This window comes from Paenibacillus sp. FSL L8-0663 (assembly GCF_038008125.1).
Taxonomy (GTDB): Bacteria; Bacillota; Bacilli; order Paenibacillales; family Paenibacillaceae; genus Paenibacillus; species Paenibacillus polymyxa_D.
Genome location: NZ_JBBOYM010000001.1, coordinates 1,413,464 through 1,431,482, shown reverse-complemented (window position 1 = coordinate 1,431,482; position 18,019 = coordinate 1,413,464). Strand labels below are relative to the sequence as shown.

Genomic DNA, 18,019 nt, shown 5'->3' with positions numbered 1-18,019 from the left:
CTTCACATGGTCAAAAATTCAGCAACAGGTCCCAATACGATGACGGGTAAAAAGGTCAACGCACCAATCAGCAGCACGACCCCGATCAGAATGGCTCCAAATAACTTGTTGTCCGTGCGCAGTGTCCCCGTCGTCACCGGAGTCGGTGCTTTGGCATTCAACGAAGCCGCCACAGCCAACAATGCAATCATAGATACATATCGTCCGAAGAACATAACCATCCCCGTTGTCATGTTCCAGAATACGTTGTTATCCGAAAGACCTTCAAACCCCGAACCATTATTTGCGGCAGATGACGCATATTCATAGAGCACCTGAGTCAACCCGTGATAGCCAGGGTTAGTGACCGCATCGTATCCCCAATGACTCATAAATGCAAGTGCAGTTGGGGCGAGAATGAGAAACGGATGTACCAAAATGGCAATCGCGATCAGCTTCATTTCCTTGCCTTCAATTTTCCTTCCCATAAATTCTGGAGTTCTCCCGACCATCAGTCCGCATATAAACACACCCAGAATCGCATACATCAGCATATTCATCAGCCCGACACCCTTGCCGCCAAAAATGACGTTTAGCATCATTTCTCCCAAAGCAGCCATACCACCCAGTGGGGTTAGTGTATCATGCATATTATTGACCGAACCTGTCGTTGCCGCTGTCGTGACCGCAGTGAATAAAGCCGATTGTCCAATGCCGAAACGAACCTCTTTCCCTTCCATGCTTCCCTGAGAAGCATCCACACCCAGTGTCTGGATTAACGGATTACCTGTCTTTTCAGACACGTACGTAATGGATAGAAAAATAAGAAACAATACCATCATGGAGCTAAAAATAATCCAGCCCTGCTTACGATTACGGGCAAACAATCCAAAGGTATACGGCAACGAAGCCGGCATTACCCACATTGCCAAAATTTCCAGCACGTTCGTCCAAGGACTTGGATTTTCAAAAGGATGCGCAGAGTTAGCTCCCGCATAACCGCCCCCGTTCGTCCCCAAATGCTTGATGGACTCCAGAGAAGCAATAGGTCCCATAGAAATCTGCTGCTGTGTTCCGCTCAGCGTCGTAAGATCCGCCGTAGGCTGTAGCGTCTGCGGTACCTTCAATCCAACCAGCACCAGCGTTAGCACAAAGGCCAGCGGCAGGAAAATCCTTATAATGGCTTTAATAAAATCTTGAAAAAAATTGCCCATCCCTTCACCGCGCCGCGTCAATCCCCTCATAAAAGCCGCAGCAACCGCAAAACCGGAAGCAGCCGAAGTGAACATCATCATCGTGACGAACGCCATCTGTGTCAGATACGTAAGCCCGCTTTCTCCGCTATAATGTTGGAGATTTGTATTCGTCATAAAGCTGATTACCGTATTAAAAGCTAGTGATGCTTCCATATTACTGTTTCCCGCCGGATTACCGGGAAGCATTCCCTGTAAACGCAACAGCAAGTAGCTGATCGCCACAAGCACGACGTTCGTAGCAATGAAACTCATAACATACGTGGTCCATCGCATGCTCTCCACTTTCTTCAAACCTACTACCTTATAAATCAGCTTTTCTGTTCTGCCAAAAATCCGATCCGTCCGATTCGGTTCATTCGAGAATACATGATACATATATGTACCCATTGGCTTTACCAAGAGCAGCAATATAAGGATCACAATTCCAATTTGAAGCAACTCCATCCTCTATTCCTCCTTCAAAATGCTCCTGCGTTTGGAACAACAGACCCGGTTCAGACCATCTATGGAGTGCACACGTTTGCGAAAACCTGCTACCTATGATGCTTAATATTCAGATCTGTTGTTCCCGCCCGCTCTACCCCTATAGCTGACTAGAACTTTTCAGGGTTCAGGAGTGCGTAGATTAAATACATAAACACAATAGCCGTAAGCCCAAGTATAACAATCATCCTCTTCGTCCTCCTTTAGAGGTCTGCGCATCACACCAGCGTACAAACAGCAATATCACTCCATAACTCACAGCCATGACGAGCAGCATGTATATATCCATCATGTTCATAACCTCCGTATCGGTCCTCAGATCGCCATTCTTATTTCATCATAAAATCATAAAACAACTATGTTATAAGTGCTTATCCGTTCAGCAGAAAACCCACCTCTCCGTTCAATGTGTAGATCACATGGTCCGCTCCCAATCCCCGATAAATTCCTTGTGGATTACAGCCGTGCGTAATAACATAGATCGATTCCGATGTTAGTGGCCGACATATTTGCAGGAAACGGCAAGTCAGATTCAAGCTGTTCTCGAACAAATACACACTACCAATTTCTTTTTTTGGAAATTTCCATTTTCCCGCTTGCATGGTATTGATGCGGACAATGTGCTCCACACCCATTTTTTTGAGCTGTCGTTCCTCCTGGGCGCTATTCGTGAGAACTGCAAACGCCAATTTTTTGAACATAAGCAATTTCACAAAACTTCTGCCCGCTTCATTCGGTGCAGTGACAATAATTAACCGACCTTCCATCAGTAGCTCCTCTCCCGGTATAAAAAGACAACAAAAAGAAGCCGAAGGAAAAAGGCTTTCCTCCGGCTTCTGACATATCCATGATAAAATAAACCATGGCTGCACACGGCGGTTTGTTGCCTCTCCCTGTACGCTTACGAGGTTAGCTGTCGGATTCGGACGTGAGAGTCGCCCTATTTCTGGCACTTGACCGGAAAATTCACCCCATGAGACACACGGCTTCCGAAGCCGTACAGTCTCGATTGGTTCCCCCGCTTTTGCAACTGCAAAATTCAGCGCTATAGACATTTCGTTGTTGCTTCATTCAAGTTAATTTGAAATTACGTCTTGAATCATACACCCGCGCATGGAAGACTGTAAAGCTCAACTGCAGGGTTATAAATCGGGCTTTAGAGCATAGAAGATTAATAATAACGCTTACAATGCAACTATGCTTCTCACATCTCCTTTAATCTCTGTTTTTCATCCCTTTTTGAAAATGACAAGCATGTCAATATTGGCGTAGGGTAAAGCGTTATTGGCCTTTTTTTGTAAAAAGAGAAGAAAATACGCTATATGTACCAGCTAAACACCGATTGAACCCGCTTTTATAAGAAGAAACACCTTTATTCGCTCCATTTGCGGTGCGATTTACTGTTTTGAGCAAAATACGATTTTACAGCGCCTGAAGGCTTTATACAGCTTTTCCAGCCTTGCAACCCTTCTTTAAATTGTCTAAAATTTAATTGCTGAATATTGAATGAGGAGAGATGCTATGACCGTTTATGAATATGATGCGCAAACCCTGCAAGGGAAACAAATTCCGTTATCCACATTTGAAGGGAACGTTCTGCTTATCGTGAACACTGCCAGCAAATGTGGGTTAACCCCCCAATACAAAGCGCTACAAGAGCTATATGACCAGTATCATGAACAGGGGCTCGAAATTTTGGGATTTCCCAGCAACCAGTTTGCCAAACAAGAGCCAGGTTCCAATGAGGAGATCTCCGAGTTTTGCCAGATCAATTATGGTGTCACCTTTCCGATGTTCGCCAAGACAGATGTCAATGGCGATCAAGCACACCCCTTATTTCGCTACCTGACCCAAACAGCTCCGGGGGTATTAGGGTCCAAAGCGATCAAATGGAATTTCACTAAATTCTTAATTACAAGAGAAGGTAACGTATTTAAGCGCTATGCACCGCAAACCACGCCAGATAAGCTGGCGGGAGATATAGAGAAGCTTTTGCAGCAAAACTGACATTCTTCATTATCACAGTTAATAAACGACCTGTTGCAACCGTGGCTTCCGTGACTAAAGAATATAACGAAAAATACTTAACAAAAAAAGCACCCTTTCACGTAAACCGTGTCAGGATGCTTTTTTAACTAGGTCTTGCATATAATGCGGTCGAGAGGACTCGAACCTCCACGGGCGTACGCCCACTACCCCCTCAAGATAGCGTGTCTGCCATTCCACCACGACCGCAAATCATAATGTATTGAGGCAACAGATTTATTATACTCTCTCATCAACTATTTGTAAACAAAAATATTATAATTATTTTAACTTACATATATGAGCGATAATAATACCGTCCTGTATAAAGATAACCGCTTGCTGAACTATGCATTAATGTTGCCCCCTTACGGATTATCAGAACCACTTGGCACTTAACTAAGTAATTAATTTGACAAAATAACGTATTTACGATTGTAAAAACACGTATAAAAGTGTATCATAGTTTCAGATGGTTAATTCTAACATGTTTACTGATGATTATTATAACACACCAATTATTCCGTAAGAATCCGTAAGGGGCGATTTCTTTTGAACAACAAAATGCCTGTCACCTCCTTCGGGTGGGCCATCAAACAACGGCTTGTCGAACTTCGACTGGATCAGAAAACATTTTGTGAGACACACAATATTCCGCCTTCACGCTTGTCCAATCTGATTCACGGCACCCGCAAAGCACAAAGGTACAGAAAACAAGTTGCTGCAATTCTGAACATCGACGATAAAGATTATAAGGAGGCATCGCCACTCTAAATCCAACAAGCATTCCAGTTACATACAGGTCATTCCATATCACCAAGAAACCAAATAAACCCGTAAAGCGAACCCCTCCAGTTCGTTTACGGGTTTTCAACCCAGACAATCTTTAGCCAAAAAAATCATTCCGGCTTTGTTTTATCCTTCTCACTTTTTTGCTTACGATATTTCGCAAATTCAACATATTCTAAAATAAAATTCTGTTCTTCCGTCTCAAGATCTTCTGCCTGGCAATTCAGTGGCCCCATCACTCCAAAAAAATAAGCAGCCTTCTGCTCCTGAAGTACGCCTTCTCCCGGCTTAATCCCTTTCATTAACCAATCGAGCGATACATTAAAAAAGTCCGAAATCTGAATTAAATGAGTGGTACCCGGCGTTGTTTTCCCCCTTCTCCAATCACCGAGATTCCCTGAACTGATTTTAAGCTTTTCACAAAATGCCTTCTTGGTCATTCCCCGATCTTTAATCAAAGCTTCAATCCGTTGATAAATAGTTTGATCTCCCAAAATGTTTCCCCTCCGAAACAGTAACTTTTTCTGAAATAATTTTCATTTTTCAGCCTTACTCATTAGTAATCCCCATTAAATCCTAAGCAACCATTACCCCATAGTAGAATTGCGCTGGTTTTTCTCTTTACGAAAGCGGGTAAATTCAATATACTCAAGTATAAAATTTCTTTCCGCCTCACTAAGCGGTTCCTCCTGGCAATTCAGTTGCCCTGAAGCGTCAAAAAAATAAGGGTCTTGCGACTCCTTTAGCACCTCACCCTGTATATCTCGACCCAGCATAATCCAGTCCAGACTCGCATCAAAAAAAGAAGCGATTTCAATGAGTTTATTCGTGCCTGGCGTCGTTTTTCCTCTTTTCCAATCCCCGAAGTTCCCTGTACTAATGCCTAACTGCTGGCAGAACGCCTTTTTCGTCATTCCCCGTTCCTTGATGAGTTCCTCGATGCGATGGTAAATAGATTGCATAGAAGTTCCTTCCTCCCTAGCAGGCTCTCAAATAACGATATCATGTTCTCTGTTCCCATTTCAAAGATCACGTATGCTAAAATTACCGAATTATGTATGTTGGTTCCCATTATACCACAACACGCAACAAAAACCGCCTGTTTTCCGAAGAAAGGGCGGTCTTTAAGCCAGTCCACTTACGCCAATCACGTAGCAGAGTTGTCGATTTTAAGTAAAATATGCTTCAATTCATTCAAAGTTTCACTCAGATGCAATAAATCTTCTTCTGGCAGATACACCAGTCTTTCTTGAATTTTATTGGAGAAGGTATGAAATACCTGTTCACAAAAAGCATCGCCTTCCTGTGTAATCGCCACATTCACGACTCTGCGATCCGAATCACACGACTGGCGGTCAGCCAACCCATGCTCCACCAGTTTGTCCAGAAGAGGAGTCATGTTCGGACGTGAGACATTAAGCTGTTTGGATAAATCAGATACCGTAGACGAACGTACTTCACGCAGGAGCATTAGCACCTGAAAGTTATTAGGCGACAAGTGTAATGGGAAATCGAGCGGACCGTAGGTGAAAAATTTCTTCTTCACAATCGGAAACAAGCCCAAAATATTTTCTGATATATTTCCTAACAGTTGAGTGTCCATATTTTTCACCGTCACTTCATAAGTTTATACTTATCATTCTATAACATTATGGCGTTATATTATACTATGGAATCATTATTTCATCATAATCATTACTTTATTACATCATTACACAAATAAAAAAAGCCTCTACCGCGAGAGACTTTTCCGTTCATTCCATTGATGCGGTCGAGAGGACTCGAACCTCCACGAGCGTACGCTCACTACCCCCTCAAGATAGCGTGTCTGCCATTCCACCACGACCGCATAACAAAATATAAATGGTGAGCCATGAAGGACTCGAACCTTCGACACCCTGATTAAAAGTCAGGTGCTCTACCAACTGAGCTAATGGCTCATGCTGTTCATCCAAGCTGTCCGCCATTAGACCAGACCTCAGGAATTTCCCTTAAGCATGCAACATGTAGTCTATAAAGACAACAATGACCCGTAGGGGATTCGAACCCCTGTTACCTCCGTGAAAGGGAGGTGTCTTAACCCCTTGACCAACGGGCCTTATTATTATGCGCCAACTTGGCGACAAGAAAGAGTATATCAAATAGAATAACAAATGGCAATACTTATTTTTGAAATTTTAAAAAAAGCAGTTTTTATCATTATAAAATGCATGTTCACTTACATTAACTTATCTATAATCATCTAATCCCTGAAAAATTATGATAAATGATTGCAATATCACTTATATTTACTTATAATCACTTACGAGATACCGAAATCATTATATATCAGAGGAGCTTTCTATGTATCAGGAAGAACGAATGTTAAAAATCGTTGATTACTTACAGCTTCACAAGCGTATTTCGGTGGATGATATTTGTGAAATTTTTAATGTTTCACGGGATACGGCCCGTCGAGACCTGGTAAAACTTGAGGAGCATCAAAAAATTATTCGCACCCGCGGCGGCGCCCTTCTCCCTAAACTGCATCACGATCCAATTGGAAATTATAACGAAAGACTGCTTACTGTATCTGAGGAGAAACAAGTGATCGGACAATTGGCTGCCAACATGGTACGAGATAGGGATCGTATTATATTGGATTCCTCTACCACCGTACAGGCGTGTGCAGAAAGACTGAATGTGCAGGAATGTTCGGTTATCACCAATTCAATTAATCAGGCTGACGTACTATCTGGAAAAGACGGTGTCTCCATTCATCTGTTGGGAGGCCGCCTGCAAAAAGAACACCGATATGTATATGGCTCGTCCGTAATCGCCACTTTGTCTCACTATTTTGTAGACAAAGCTTTTATCGGGATTGGAGGCATATCATCTCACGGACTAAGCCTGATTCATGAAGAAGACGGTATGCTGAAGCATCAGATGATGAAACAGGCGGATCAGGTGATCATCCTTGCGGACCATTCGAAATTCGGAATTAATTTCCCGTATCGTTTTGCTGATTTATCTGAAGTTAATATCGTGATCACCGATCGCTTGCCAGAACCAGCAATGCTGGAAATTTTGCAACATCATGATATTGAAGTTGTTGTCCCCTCATAAAATATGAAACTGCTTAGCTAGAACTCAAGATTTATCACAGAGATATCGAAAGACAGGAGTTGGAGAGAAATGAAACTGTTTGCGATTGATATGGATGGAACACTGCTGAACGAGGAAGGAAAAATAAGCAAAGTGAACGCGGAGGCTATACGCCAAGCACAAAAGCAAGGCGTTCAGGTGACAATTGCCACTGGTAGAGCCGCTTATGACGCCTGGACAAAGCTAGAGGAAGCAGAACTTATAACTCCCGTCATTGGAGCAAACGGAGCAACCGTACACGATGTGCATCGTCGTCAGTTAACCTCTACTCCTATAGGCCGCAGTGAAACGTTTGAAGTGCTGAACTGGCTGCACGACAACGACTTTTACTATGAGGTCATGACAGACCGCGCTATTTATTCTCCACAAAACGGACATCAGCTACTTGCTGTTGAAATGGATCGATTGCTGAGCGCCAACCCGGATATTTCGCTGGATACATTATTACACGCAGCCGAAAAACAATATGAACAGACCGGACATACCCGCATCGCTTCATATGAGGACATTCCACTGGATGTAGAGATTTATAACGTGCTCTGTTTCTCCTTTGATCAAGCCAAATTGGATCGGGGCCGTGAGCGTTACCAAAGTTTTCAGGGCCTGAACATGGTCATCTCTTCAGACCGTAACTTTGAAGTCGAGCATAAGGACGCGTCTAAAGGTAATGCATTGCGTTATCTGGCGAATCATCTGAGCATTCCCATGCAGGAAGCTGTAGCGATTGGGGACAGTTACAACGATATCTCCATGCTGACAATGGCAGGAAGAGGCATTGCCATGGGCAATGCAAAAGACGACATTAAGGCCGTCTGCTCCGAAGTGACTCTGACTAATACGGAAGATGGCGTTGCTCATGCTCTGTTGAACATACTTAAGACAGTTGAGGCTGACACTGTGAAATAGAAGTCATTGGCTGCTTACAAGACAGGTTGACGTCGCTTCATGGCGTACGCAGCACGTTCGTCTCTCCACTTAAACGAATTTCAGTCCACCGTTATTTTCAAAGCAGATCTAGACAAAAAGGACGCTCGCAAGCATCATTACAATGCATACGAGCGTCCTTTTTCTACTTAAAATACCAACGGAGAGAGAGGGATTCGAACCCTCGCACCGCTTTCGCAGCCTAACCCCTTAGCAGAGGGTCCCCTTATAGCCACTTGGGTACCTCTCCATGGCTCCCCGAACAGGACTCGAACCTGTGACAACTCGATTAACAGTCGAGTGCTCTACCAACTGAGCTATCAGGGAACATTACTGTAAATTATCTTACAGTATGGTTAATTTACCATGATTCAGGGGGTGCCGTCAAGTGCCAACAGGCGAAGCTTACCTCCACATTTCCCACAGCGATATCGCTGAGGATTCATCTTACGCTTGCGCATATACTCCTGTTTACAGGAAACGCATACTAGCTTGTAACGATAAGGCTGAGGCTTACGTTCCGTTCTTCCCGGCAGAGTCTGACAATGCCTGCTTCCTCCTACACGGGCCAACCATGCTTTGAAGTCAGCATCTCGATGCTGATAGCCCATCCCGTGCAAATGTAAATGATAATGGCACAGCTCATGCTTAATAATTTTCTCCACCTCAGAACGTCCGTAAGCTGCGAGTTGATGTGGATTAATTTCAATATGATGACTTTTCATAAAATACCTACCGCCTGTGGAAGACAGACGTGCATTAAAGGTGGCTTGATGTCGAAACGGCACACCGAAGCTCTCCAGCGAAATGCGCTCTACCCATTCTTGAAGCTCTTCATTACTCATAGAATGGCTCATTGAATGGTTCATTGAATTGTTCAGGGACTTGGACTCCATCCTTACGGTCTCTCCTCCTTCGCTCCTTACTGACAAGCATATTATAAAATAACGACCGAAGTCTAACCCCCAATTCATAAGCACACTTTAGGTACCCACCCCATATGCTAAACATACAGATGTAACGCAGAGGAGGAGATCGGCTTGCCTCAATGGCTCAGCAACCAGCTCATGCGGGCCTTTTACAAAAAGGACCGGCGCCAAATTAAACTGTTGAACGATTGTTGGTTTTTTTATCATAAAGCACCTGGCGTGGAGTTCGATGCCAACAACGGGTAAAAGCTAAAGGCATCCAAAATGAAAGCCGGAATCTCCGATGCAGTTCGGAGATTCCGGCTTTTGTTAACCCTTCACAAGAAGGTTGCACAGTTTTATTTAAAGTATTATGCCTGCGATTGCGCCTCTGCAGGAGGTTTCATCGTCAGACCAACCCTGCCTTTTTTCAAATCAACATTTAACACCCACACCGTTACGTTATCACCGACAGATACGACATCCATCGGATGCTTTACGAAGCCACTGCGCAGCTGTGAAATATGAACCAACCCGTCACTTTTAATACCGATATCGACAAACGCGCCAAAATCAATGACATTGCGGACGGTTCCCTGAAGCTCCATACCCGGTGCCAGATCCTCGATCTTCAGCACATCCTTGCGGAATACAGGTAACGGCAGCTCGTCACGCGGGTCACGGCCCGGACGCTGGAGACTGTCCAGAATATCCTTCAGTGTCGGCACGCCGACTTCCAGCTTCGCAGCTAGTTCGTCAATGTTGGACACGTTCAGTGCTTCCGTTGCAGCCTTGGTGCCCAGATCGTGGGCATTGATGGCCAGTTCCGCCAACAGGCGGTCTACGACAGCATAGGATTCAGGGTGAATCGGTGTGCGATCCAGCGGATTTTCTCCACCCGGTATACGGATAAAGCCAACAGATTGCTCGTAGGTTTTTGCACCAAGACGCGGCACCTTCTGCAACTGACGACGGTTGCTGAATTTACCGTTTTCCTCACGGTACTTAACGATGTTTTTGGCAATCGTCGCATTGATCCCTGCTACATAGGATAACAGCGCAGAAGAAGCCGTGTTCACATCTACACCGACATGGTTAACGGCTGATTCGACAACGTCCTTTAAGCTTTCATCCAGATGTTTCTGCGACACATCATGCTGGTATTGGCCTACACCAATAGCCTTCGGCTCAATCTTGACCAGCTCAGCCAGCGGGTCCTGCACACGACGTGCGATGGAAGCCGCACTGCGCTCGGCCACGTCTAAATCGGGAAATTCCTCCTGTGCCAGCTTGGAGGCAGAGTATACGCTTGCGCCCGCCTCATTGACGATCAGATACGCTAGACTGCTGTCACCAATGTCCGCGATGACTTCCGCTACGAATTGCTCTGTCTCGCGCGAAGCGGTTCCGTTACCAATGACAATCAATTCGATCCCGTATTGGGCAATCAGCTGCTTGAACTTTTCAGCAGCCTCGCGCTTCTTGTTGTTCGGTGGTGTCGGATACGTCACAGCCACTTCGAGCAGCTTGCCGGTGTCATCGACAACCGCCAGCTTGCAGCCTGTCCGATAGGCCGGATCGACACCGAGCACACGTCGGCCCTTGATCGGAGCCTGTAGCAACAGGCTGCGCAAGTTGCCTGCAAAAATGGAGATCGCCTGCTGCTCGCCCTTCTCCGTCATTTCAGCGCGCACTTCACGCTCGATAGACGGCGCGATAAGTCTTTTATACGCATCCTCAATGACACTGCGCAGCAGATCTTGCACGACAGACGATCCTTTAATCACTTGGCCTGCCACGTAATTGTAAATAGAATCTGGCACTACCTCCAGACCAACCTTAAGAATGCCTTCCCGCTCCCCGCGATTAATCGCCAGAATACGGTGAGGTGGCATTTTCTTAGCGAGTTCACGATAGCTGTAGTAGTTCTCATACACGGATTCTTGCTCTGCGTCCTTCGCTTCGGAGGTCAGCATACCATGGTCCAGTGTATATCGGCGTACCCATTGGCGAATAGCCGCATCATCCGCTATATTTTCAGCTAAAATGTCCAAGGCTCCTTGGATGGCCGCCTCAGCGCTGTCCACTCCCAGTTCCGCATTTACATAAGACTCAGCTTCTTTCAGAGCATCGCCCTGCTTCGGCTGGCTCCAGATCCAGATGGACAGCGGCTCCAGTCCCCGTTCCTTTGCTACACTGGCGCGGGTTTTGCGCTTTTGCCGATACGGACGGTACAGATCCTCCACTTCCTGAAGTTTAACCGCAGAGGTGATAGCCGCCTGCAGGTCTTCCGTCAGCTTGCCCTGCTCATCAATAATGCGGATGACCTCTACCTTACGATCCTCCAGATTACGCAAATACACTACACGATCTTCAATTTCACGTAGCTGATTTTCATCCAGCTCTCCTGTCATTTCCTTACGATAACGCGCGATAAAAGGAATTGTATTCCCTTCATCCAACAAACTGATCGTTGTCCGGATTTGCTTGAGTGCCAGCGACAGCTCTCTCGCCACTTGTTTGACAATCCGCTCTTGGCGTTCTGCTTCGTTCGGCTCCTGCCGGATTTCCGTCTTCGTTTCCTCGTTAGACAAACCTATCCCTTCTTCCTCACAACTCTTGTCATACAGCATGTCTTTCATTATCACAAAAAATGATTCAAAGCGCCAGCAGGTGCCGTTAGAGCAAGCCCTACCTGCATTTTTCATCAGACACGCAAAAGGACAGCGCCCAAGCGCTGCCCTTTTCCCGTTTCACTCGTCGTTCCATCACGCTAAAAATCAATCAAACCGAGACTGATTTGTAGCGAATCGCTCACTTTGCGCATAGTTTCTTCATCTAAGTGGGTGATTTTGTCGGTAAGCCTTTGCTTGTCGATCGTCCGAATTTGCTCCAGAAGAACAACAGAATCACGATCAAAGCCATGCGTCGCCGCGTCGATTTCCACGTGTGTAGGCAGCTTTGCCTTCTGAATCTGAGCGGTGATAGCTGCCACGATCACGGTAGGACTAAACCGATTGCCGATATCATTTTGAATGATCAGCACAGGTCTGACGCCACCTTGCTCGGAACCGACTACGGGTGAAAGGTCTGCAAAAAAAACGTCGCCGCGCTTTACGATCAATATGGATTACACCCCGCTAACTGTACGGCCCAAGGTGCTGTTTGCATCTTCCTCCGCGTGAAAGGCTTCGGATGCCATGGTCAAGTTAATTTTAGCCATTTCCATGTATCCACGCTGCATAGCTTCACGAATGTAACGTTTTTTACGTTCGCCTACATACAGCTTCATGGCCTGCCTGATAAATTCACTGCGGTTGGAATTTTCCATAGCTACGATCCCGTCCACTTCCTGTAAGAGATGATCTGGCAAACTGATCATTATTCTTTTGGTGTTCTGCAAATTGGCCAACTTCTCTTCCACCCCCAAAACCTTGTCGCCATTGTACCATTATAACGTTATTCCCGGTAATTTATTCAAACGGAATACAAGAATGTATATGATATTCGTATATCATCTATGCTGCATTCCATTATAAACTACGCAGTTCGTTTTCGTACAGGCGTTTGATCCCCGAAATACAAGTGTCAGCGGAGCCTGATGCGTCTTTTGACAGTTATAGCGCTCTTTTCTTTCCTTTATACATATTTCGGGACGTTCTGCGAAAACTCCTGCTTTTATTCGGTAATTTGCGTTATGAAATTAATTCCAGTGGGTTGGAAGAAGCGAGTTCACTCGAATAACAGGAACATGGCCTCGTGTGTATACACGCGGTACCCTGTCTGCGATCATGCAGATCACCTCATAGTGGATCGTACCAAGCTTGGATGCCAGCTCATCCGCCGCGATAGTTTCGCCGGACTGCTGACCGATGAGAACAACCTCTTCGCCGGTTTGGATTTCTTCCGCATCTTCTGCGAAAGATTGTAAGGATACCATACACTGGTCCATGCAAATCGTGCCGAGTACCGGGACGCGGCGACCGCGTATCAATACTTCGATCTTCCCACTCAGCATGCGGGAGTATCCATCCGCATAGCCGATTGGCAGTGTACCGATCCGTTCTTCACTGGTAGTCACATACCGGGTGCCATAGCTAACTCCCCAGCCAGGAGGAAGCGTCTTGGTATAAACTACCGCCGTCTTCAATGACAATACAGGCAGCAGTTCAATCGCTCGCCGGTTAACCTCATCAGACGGATACAGACCGTATATACTGATACCAATCCGCACCATATTGGGGGAAAGAGAAGGGGTATCAATGGTAGCGGCGCTGTTGCCCGTATGTATAATGGGAATGGTGATACCTTGTTCCCTTAGCGCTTCCGCCACGCCCCGAAACCGATCATATTGTAGCAGTGTATAGCTTTTGTCTTCTTCATCCGCGCGGGCAAAATGGGTGTACATGCCTTCCAGCAGCACCTGCTCTAATTCGTGAGCCTGCCGGACAAAAGCCATAGCCTCTTCTCCAGGCAGCAAACCCAGTCTTCCCATGCCGCTGTCTATTTTGATGTGCACCTTCAGCTTGCGTTCATTTCCTTGGCAGTCCAGTCTGCGGATACCCTCCAGCACTTCTTCACTGAACACAGTCAATGAGATATCATGCTCCCAAGCCGTTTGTACAGCTTCCGGTGGGGTATAGCCGAGTACAAGAATCGGTAGCTGAACCCCCGCATGACGAAGCTCCAACGCTTCATCCAGAAAAGCGACGCTCAAATAATCCGCACCAAGGCGTTCCAATTCCTTTGAAATTTCCACGGCACCGTGTCCGTAGGCATTCGCCTTGACACAGACCAGTATCAGCTTATCCGCTGGCAATGCCTTGCGAAAAGCTTCATAGTTGGCGCCAAGGTGATCCAGGTTGATTTCGGCCCGGGTCGATCTGTATTGTGCTTGCAAATCCAGTCACCTTCTTCAATTGTTAGCCTGTAACATAACCTTTTACCATTCGGAGTGTGGCAAAAGTGCTTGCTTCCAAAGGTTAATGGTAATGTTCAAAAACGTGGCTGTCAATGGCAGGGGGGCTTTACCAGCCTCCTCTACCATCTCTACAATAGAACAGGATATACAAGCGATGCACATCTTAGACTGCGAATGAACAAAAGACGGATACGGGCGGCAGCAGAGCATTTTTACACTCTAGACCGTCTGCATCCGTCTATAAAATTTTATTTACCCGATTGATCCTGTATAGAAGCGGCAATTTGTATCATTTCGCTCACAGGCAGGTCAGCACTGGTGATTCTGAACTCGATTCCGTCATTCATCCAGGTCATCGTCTGCTGTTCGCTTCCGGTCAGCACGGCGAAGCTTCCTCCAATATCAACCAGTTCGCCTGCGGCCAGTGCGACCGCCCGATCTTTTGGACGTGCCTCCACAATGGTATAATTATACGTTCCACTATACCGCAGCATCACGGCATGTGTACCATTATCCTCCAGCTCCGGCGTATCCTTGATCTGTACTCCGGCTGGCGTGTAAGACGGTTCGATCAAGCCGAACTCACCCATCACAGCTTCTGCCGCATCTGTTCCCGCTGACGTTCCGTTTGCGGCATCCGATGTGCCCGGGGTTTGTTGCTGCGCCTCTGCGTTGGCTGCTTTGTCCGGTTTGGACGTATCGTTTGTGGCAGTACCGTCCACCTTGGCTTGCCCTGACGGTTGCTGGACTGCATCCCCTGCGGTCCCCTGCTCTTGTCCGGGTTCGCCAGTCGTCACGCCAGTCGTCCCATCCATCGCACCGGAAGGATCAAGCTGACTGCTGGGATCTACTGCTCCGGAAGATGGCGCCCCTGCGCTACCTGTACTCGTCTTACCTGAAGCCATATTCCGCTCCATATCAAAAGAGTCCTTGTCAAACTTCGTATCAAAAGCAAATTGATCGAATTTCAGATCAACAACTACCTTGGCATTCGCATCAGACACCTGTACCTGAGTGGGTGCATAGTCATTTTTGGACAGCCATATCTTTTGTCTCACCAGCGCATGGCTGTTGTAATTCGCTGCCACATCAAACACATAGGATTTATCGTCGGTAGCCAACTGACGGGAGGCATCGCCGATAATGCTGCGAACCAACGTTTCATATAAATATACTTGACCCTGATTGTTTGGCCAGTCGCTTTTGAAACGGAAGCTTTTGTTCAGGCTGGGTGTTAGCACAAATACACCCTCATCATTACGAAGCACAATTTGCGTAACATCCTTTTTCTCGTTCGTCATGGCAATTCGGTAATAGGACGGCTTGCGGTAGGAAATATCCACCTTGTATTCCTGCGGCGTGTCGCCGGTATGCAGCGTCATCAAAGCTGTACCGTGGTAGCTGTTCAGGTCGCTCACCACGTCACTCAAATCTTTAACCACATCGTCCGCGCTCTTCTTGCCGCACCCGGCCAGCAGCAGCGTTACACACATGACCATGGCGAGCATCCATGAAATCCGGCGCATGTCATCAACCCCTTCAGCACATGTTTTAAATGAATTAGTACATGTCTATGAAGGACTTGTTCGATTTATGCAGACTGGCATGACAAGCTTGAACGTATCCTTGCGTAATGCTATAAAATCTTTTGGAGAGTGATCATAAATTCATACAGAAAATAAATCGAAAAACCGATCAAAACCACGCCTGCACCGATCGTAACCCACTTGATAGCGGTTCGATTCATGGCTTTCCGTGTTGTGGCTACGAGGGTCATCAAGCCTAAATCATGGATAAGAATACCAAACAAAATACCTAAGCCAACAATCAAGAATTGACTTGTATTTGACCGATCAAATGAGCTTGCCAGCACAGTTCCAAAAACACTCACCCAGAACACTAAATTTCCTGGTGAAACAGCTACAAGCAGCCCATTTTTATAGGAAGAAAATAATGATTTCGTCTTTTTCTCTCCTTCTAGCGCAATATCATGATCTGCATTTTTAATGCTGTCGTACCCCACGTAGCACAAAAAAAGGGCTCCAACGAACCACATAATCACTTGTACCACAGGTAATGACAAGACTGAGGCCAGACCAAAATACAAGCCAGTAATTAATAACAAATCGATGGTCATCCCCCAAGGCCCACAATCCAACCATGCATGAATCCATTCTTTAGCCCTTGCTTCGTCATTTCAACCGTAATTGTACCTACAGGTAGTGATATAGAGAAACCTAGTAAAACATATGTAATAAACAATGCCATTTCAAAACCCCTTTCAAATGTATAAAAATGCTATTCTATACCATAAAAAATGACAAATCAATAAATTTTGAAGAATGAGATGAGCTAAGAACACATGGGACTTATTTTGTACAAAATCGGATTCATTGACCAAGTTTGTCCATTGAGTATTGAGGGTCCAGCGCTTATCATAGCTTTTGTGATAATAATTCTCATTTGCAAAATTCTGAATCATTCTATTATACGGAGGTTGCTATGACCAACAAGAGCTCGACAATCAACAAAAAATCTACTCGACCATACACTGCTCTCATCTGCCTATTCTTTCTTATGGGGGCATTGCTGCTGGGATGCGGCGCATCTGACAATCAGAGTGCAAGCAGCAACACGACAGCATCTACAAAAACATCGGAAGCTGCCACAACTCGTGAATACACAGACTATAAGGGACATACAGTGAATATTCCCACGACTCCTCGGCGCATTGCTTACTTTGGAGAAAACTATGGGGATTTATTGGTTTTAGGCGTACAAGCTGTAGGTACATCAACTTCTATGATTGAAGGCAAGGTTTACGAAAAGCAGGTTCAGAACGTGGCTGATCTGGGGTTCCCGATTAATTTGGAAAAAGCCTTGGAACTACAGCCTGACCTGATCATTACCGCCGATACAGATGAAAAGCAATACGCAGCGTTAACAAAAATTGCACCTACAATTATGTTCGATACCTTTGCTCCGTTAAACGAACGTTTGCTGCATCTCGGAGACATTGTGAACAAGAAAAAGGACGCTGAAGATTGGCTTGCCCAATATAAAATAAAGGAAGCGGAGATGTGGACCAAACTTCACGCAGAAGGTGTTAAGGCGGGGGAAACTGCTTCAGTCTTTACCTACTATCCAGGTGACCGTTTATTCGCAATGGGACGGACAGGACTGTCACAATTACTGTATGAAAAGAATGGTTTCAAACCTACCCCTCCTATCCAGAAAGCACTGGATGAAGACAAAGGATTTGTACAAATATCTCAGGAAGTGATCGGACAATACGCTGGAGATCGGATTTTCATACTAAGAACACCAAGTTCAGAAGCCGAACAATCCACCGAACAGTTAATGAAAAGCAAGCTGTGGCTCCAGCTCCCTGCTGTCAAACAGGGTCGTGTGTACACTCAGGATATTGGCAAAACTGAAAGTGATGCTTCCACTCGAGAATGGCTGCTGAAGGAATTGCCCAAGCTCATCAGATAAAATTGGAGAAGCTTATCGACACTTGTTGATAGGCTTCTTTTTTGTTGAACCTAAAGGAGGTATACTCATATATACATGATAACCATTCTCAATAA

The 18,019-nt window shown here is 45.7% G+C and carries 18 protein-coding genes, 6 tRNA genes, 1 pseudogene and 1 riboswitch; of the genes and pseudogenes, 6 read left to right on the top strand and 19 right to left on the bottom strand.

The window, feature by feature from the left end; translation table 11 throughout:
- Positions 1 to 2 precede the first annotated feature (2 nt).
- The 3 genes from kdpA to MKY75_RS06460 form a co-directional block, all read right to left on the bottom strand.
- On the bottom strand, positions 3 to 1,679 hold the full coding sequence (gene kdpA / locus MKY75_RS06465) for a potassium-transporting ATPase subunit KdpA (protein ID WP_340884719.1): 1,677 nt from the start codon (positions 1,677 to 1,679) through the stop codon (positions 3 to 5).
- 149 nt (positions 1,680 to 1,828) lie between these two features.
- Complete coding sequence (locus MKY75_RS25565) at positions 1,829 to 1,906, bottom strand: potassium-transporting ATPase subunit F (protein ID WP_071559652.1); 78 nt, start codon at positions 1,904 to 1,906, stop codon at positions 1,829 to 1,831.
- Positions 1,907 to 2,089: 183 nt separating this feature from the next.
- Entirely contained in the window at positions 2,090 to 2,485 is a 396-nt protein-coding gene (locus MKY75_RS06460; protein ID WP_340884718.1) for a hypothetical protein, read from the bottom strand.
- Positions 2,486 to 2,600: 115 nt separating this feature from the next.
- Positions 2,601 to 2,773, bottom strand: a riboswitch (cyclic di-AMP (ydaO/yuaA leader).
- A gap of 466 nt (positions 2,774 to 3,239) precedes the next feature.
- Between MKY75_RS06460 and MKY75_RS06455 the strand changes: the two genes are divergently transcribed.
- A complete protein-coding gene (locus MKY75_RS06455) occupies positions 3,240 to 3,725 on the top strand; it encodes a glutathione peroxidase (RefSeq protein ID WP_029516350.1) in 486 nt (161 codons plus the stop codon).
- 145 nt (positions 3,726 to 3,870) lie between these two features.
- Here MKY75_RS06455 and MKY75_RS06450 read toward each other — a convergent pair.
- Positions 3,871 to 3,953 (bottom strand) — tRNA-Leu (locus MKY75_RS06450).
- A 342-nt stretch (positions 3,954 to 4,295) separates the two neighbouring features.
- Between MKY75_RS06450 and MKY75_RS06445 the strand changes: the two genes are divergently transcribed.
- Positions 4,296 to 4,517 (top strand): XRE family transcriptional regulator, encoded by a 222-nt coding sequence (locus MKY75_RS06445; RefSeq protein ID WP_340884716.1) that lies wholly within the window; start codon positions 4,296 to 4,298, stop codon positions 4,515 to 4,517.
- Between the two features lie 125 nt (positions 4,518 to 4,642).
- On the opposite strand, the gene MKY75_RS06440 is transcribed toward MKY75_RS06445, so the two are convergent.
- The 6 genes from MKY75_RS06440 to MKY75_RS06415 all read right to left on the bottom strand — a co-directional run bounded on the left by MKY75_RS06440 (position 4,643) and on the right by MKY75_RS06415 (position 6,630).
- Entirely contained in the window at positions 4,643 to 5,026 is a 384-nt protein-coding gene (locus MKY75_RS06440; protein WP_013309253.1) for a helix-turn-helix domain-containing protein, read from the bottom strand.
- Between the two features lie 93 nt (positions 5,027 to 5,119).
- Positions 5,120 to 5,494, bottom strand: a complete 375-nt coding sequence (locus tag MKY75_RS06435) for a helix-turn-helix domain-containing protein (protein WP_029516348.1) — start codon at positions 5,492 to 5,494, stop codon at positions 5,120 to 5,122.
- A 185-nt stretch (positions 5,495 to 5,679) separates the two neighbouring features.
- Positions 5,680 to 6,135 (bottom strand): MarR family winged helix-turn-helix transcriptional regulator, encoded by a 456-nt coding sequence (locus tag MKY75_RS06430; RefSeq protein WP_023987598.1) that lies wholly within the window; start codon positions 6,133 to 6,135, stop codon positions 5,680 to 5,682.
- A 163-nt stretch (positions 6,136 to 6,298) separates the two neighbouring features.
- Positions 6,299 to 6,381: transfer RNA gene (locus MKY75_RS06425), tRNA-Leu, on the bottom strand.
- A 15-nt stretch (positions 6,382 to 6,396) separates the two neighbouring features.
- A tRNA-Lys gene (locus tag MKY75_RS06420) sits at positions 6,397 to 6,472 on the bottom strand.
- An 86-nt stretch (positions 6,473 to 6,558) separates the two neighbouring features.
- Positions 6,559 to 6,630 (bottom strand) — tRNA-Glu (locus tag MKY75_RS06415).
- 245 nt (positions 6,631 to 6,875) lie between these two features.
- On the opposite strand from MKY75_RS06415, the gene MKY75_RS06410 reads away from it, so the two are divergent.
- Both MKY75_RS06410 and MKY75_RS06405 read left to right on the top strand, forming a co-directional pair.
- Positions 6,876 to 7,637 (top strand): DeoR/GlpR family DNA-binding transcription regulator, encoded by a 762-nt coding sequence (locus tag MKY75_RS06410; protein ID WP_029516347.1) that lies wholly within the window; start codon positions 6,876 to 6,878, stop codon positions 7,635 to 7,637.
- 69 nt (positions 7,638 to 7,706) lie between these two features.
- A complete protein-coding gene (locus MKY75_RS06405; protein ID WP_340884714.1) occupies positions 7,707 to 8,582 on the top strand; it encodes a Cof-type HAD-IIB family hydrolase in 876 nt (291 codons plus the stop codon).
- Positions 8,583 to 8,761: 179 nt separating this feature from the next.
- Here MKY75_RS06405 and MKY75_RS06400 read toward each other — a convergent pair.
- The 3 genes from MKY75_RS06400 to MKY75_RS06390 form a co-directional block, all read right to left on the bottom strand.
- Positions 8,762 to 8,850: transfer RNA gene (locus MKY75_RS06400), tRNA-Ser, on the bottom strand.
- A gap of 1 nt (position 8,851) precedes the next feature.
- Positions 8,852 to 8,927: transfer RNA gene (locus tag MKY75_RS06395), tRNA-Asn, on the bottom strand.
- Between the two features lie 44 nt (positions 8,928 to 8,971).
- On the bottom strand, positions 8,972 to 9,496 hold the full coding sequence (locus tag MKY75_RS06390) for a SprT family protein (RefSeq protein ID WP_340884712.1): 525 nt from the start codon (positions 9,494 to 9,496) through the stop codon (positions 8,972 to 8,974).
- Between the two features lie 144 nt (positions 9,497 to 9,640).
- Between MKY75_RS06390 and cmpA the strand changes: the two genes are divergently transcribed.
- Positions 9,641 to 9,775, top strand: coding sequence for a cortex morphogenetic protein CmpA (cmpA, locus tag MKY75_RS06385; RefSeq protein ID WP_007429337.1), 135 nt, complete (start codon positions 9,641 to 9,643; stop codon positions 9,773 to 9,775).
- A gap of 104 nt (positions 9,776 to 9,879) precedes the next feature.
- On the opposite strand, the gene MKY75_RS06380 is transcribed toward cmpA, so the two are convergent.
- The 6 genes and pseudogenes from MKY75_RS06380 to MKY75_RS06355 all read right to left on the bottom strand — a co-directional run bounded on the left by MKY75_RS06380 (position 9,880) and on the right by MKY75_RS06355 (position 16,697).
- Positions 9,880 to 12,102 (bottom strand): Tex family protein, encoded by a 2,223-nt coding sequence (locus MKY75_RS06380; RefSeq protein ID WP_039269623.1) that lies wholly within the window; start codon positions 12,100 to 12,102, stop codon positions 9,880 to 9,882.
- Positions 12,103 to 12,281: 179 nt separating this feature from the next.
- Complete coding sequence (locus MKY75_RS06375; protein ID WP_007429335.1) at positions 12,282 to 12,632, bottom strand: type II toxin-antitoxin system PemK/MazF family toxin; 351 nt, start codon at positions 12,630 to 12,632, stop codon at positions 12,282 to 12,284.
- 6 nt (positions 12,633 to 12,638) lie between these two features.
- On the bottom strand, positions 12,639 to 12,920 hold the full coding sequence (locus MKY75_RS06370) for a CopG family ribbon-helix-helix protein (protein ID WP_007429334.1): 282 nt from the start codon (positions 12,918 to 12,920) through the stop codon (positions 12,639 to 12,641).
- Between the two features lie 291 nt (positions 12,921 to 13,211).
- On the bottom strand, positions 13,212 to 14,408 hold the full coding sequence (gene alr, locus MKY75_RS06365) for an alanine racemase (RefSeq protein WP_340884711.1): 1,197 nt from the start codon (positions 14,406 to 14,408) through the stop codon (positions 13,212 to 13,214).
- 269 nt (positions 14,409 to 14,677) lie between these two features.
- Positions 14,678 to 15,955: an outer membrane lipoprotein-sorting protein gene (locus MKY75_RS06360; RefSeq protein ID WP_340884708.1), complete on the bottom strand. Its 1,278-nt coding sequence runs from the start codon at positions 15,953 to 15,955 to the stop codon at positions 14,678 to 14,680.
- A 110-nt stretch (positions 15,956 to 16,065) separates the two neighbouring features.
- Positions 16,066 to 16,697 (bottom strand): annotated as a pseudogene (locus MKY75_RS06355) (LysE family translocator).
- Positions 16,698 to 16,931: 234 nt separating this feature from the next.
- On the opposite strand from MKY75_RS06355, the gene MKY75_RS06350 reads away from it, so the two are divergent.
- Complete coding sequence (locus tag MKY75_RS06350; protein ID WP_340884705.1) at positions 16,932 to 17,924, top strand: ABC transporter substrate-binding protein; 993 nt, start codon at positions 16,932 to 16,934, stop codon at positions 17,922 to 17,924.
- The last annotated feature ends 95 nt before the right edge of the window (positions 17,925 to 18,019 follow it).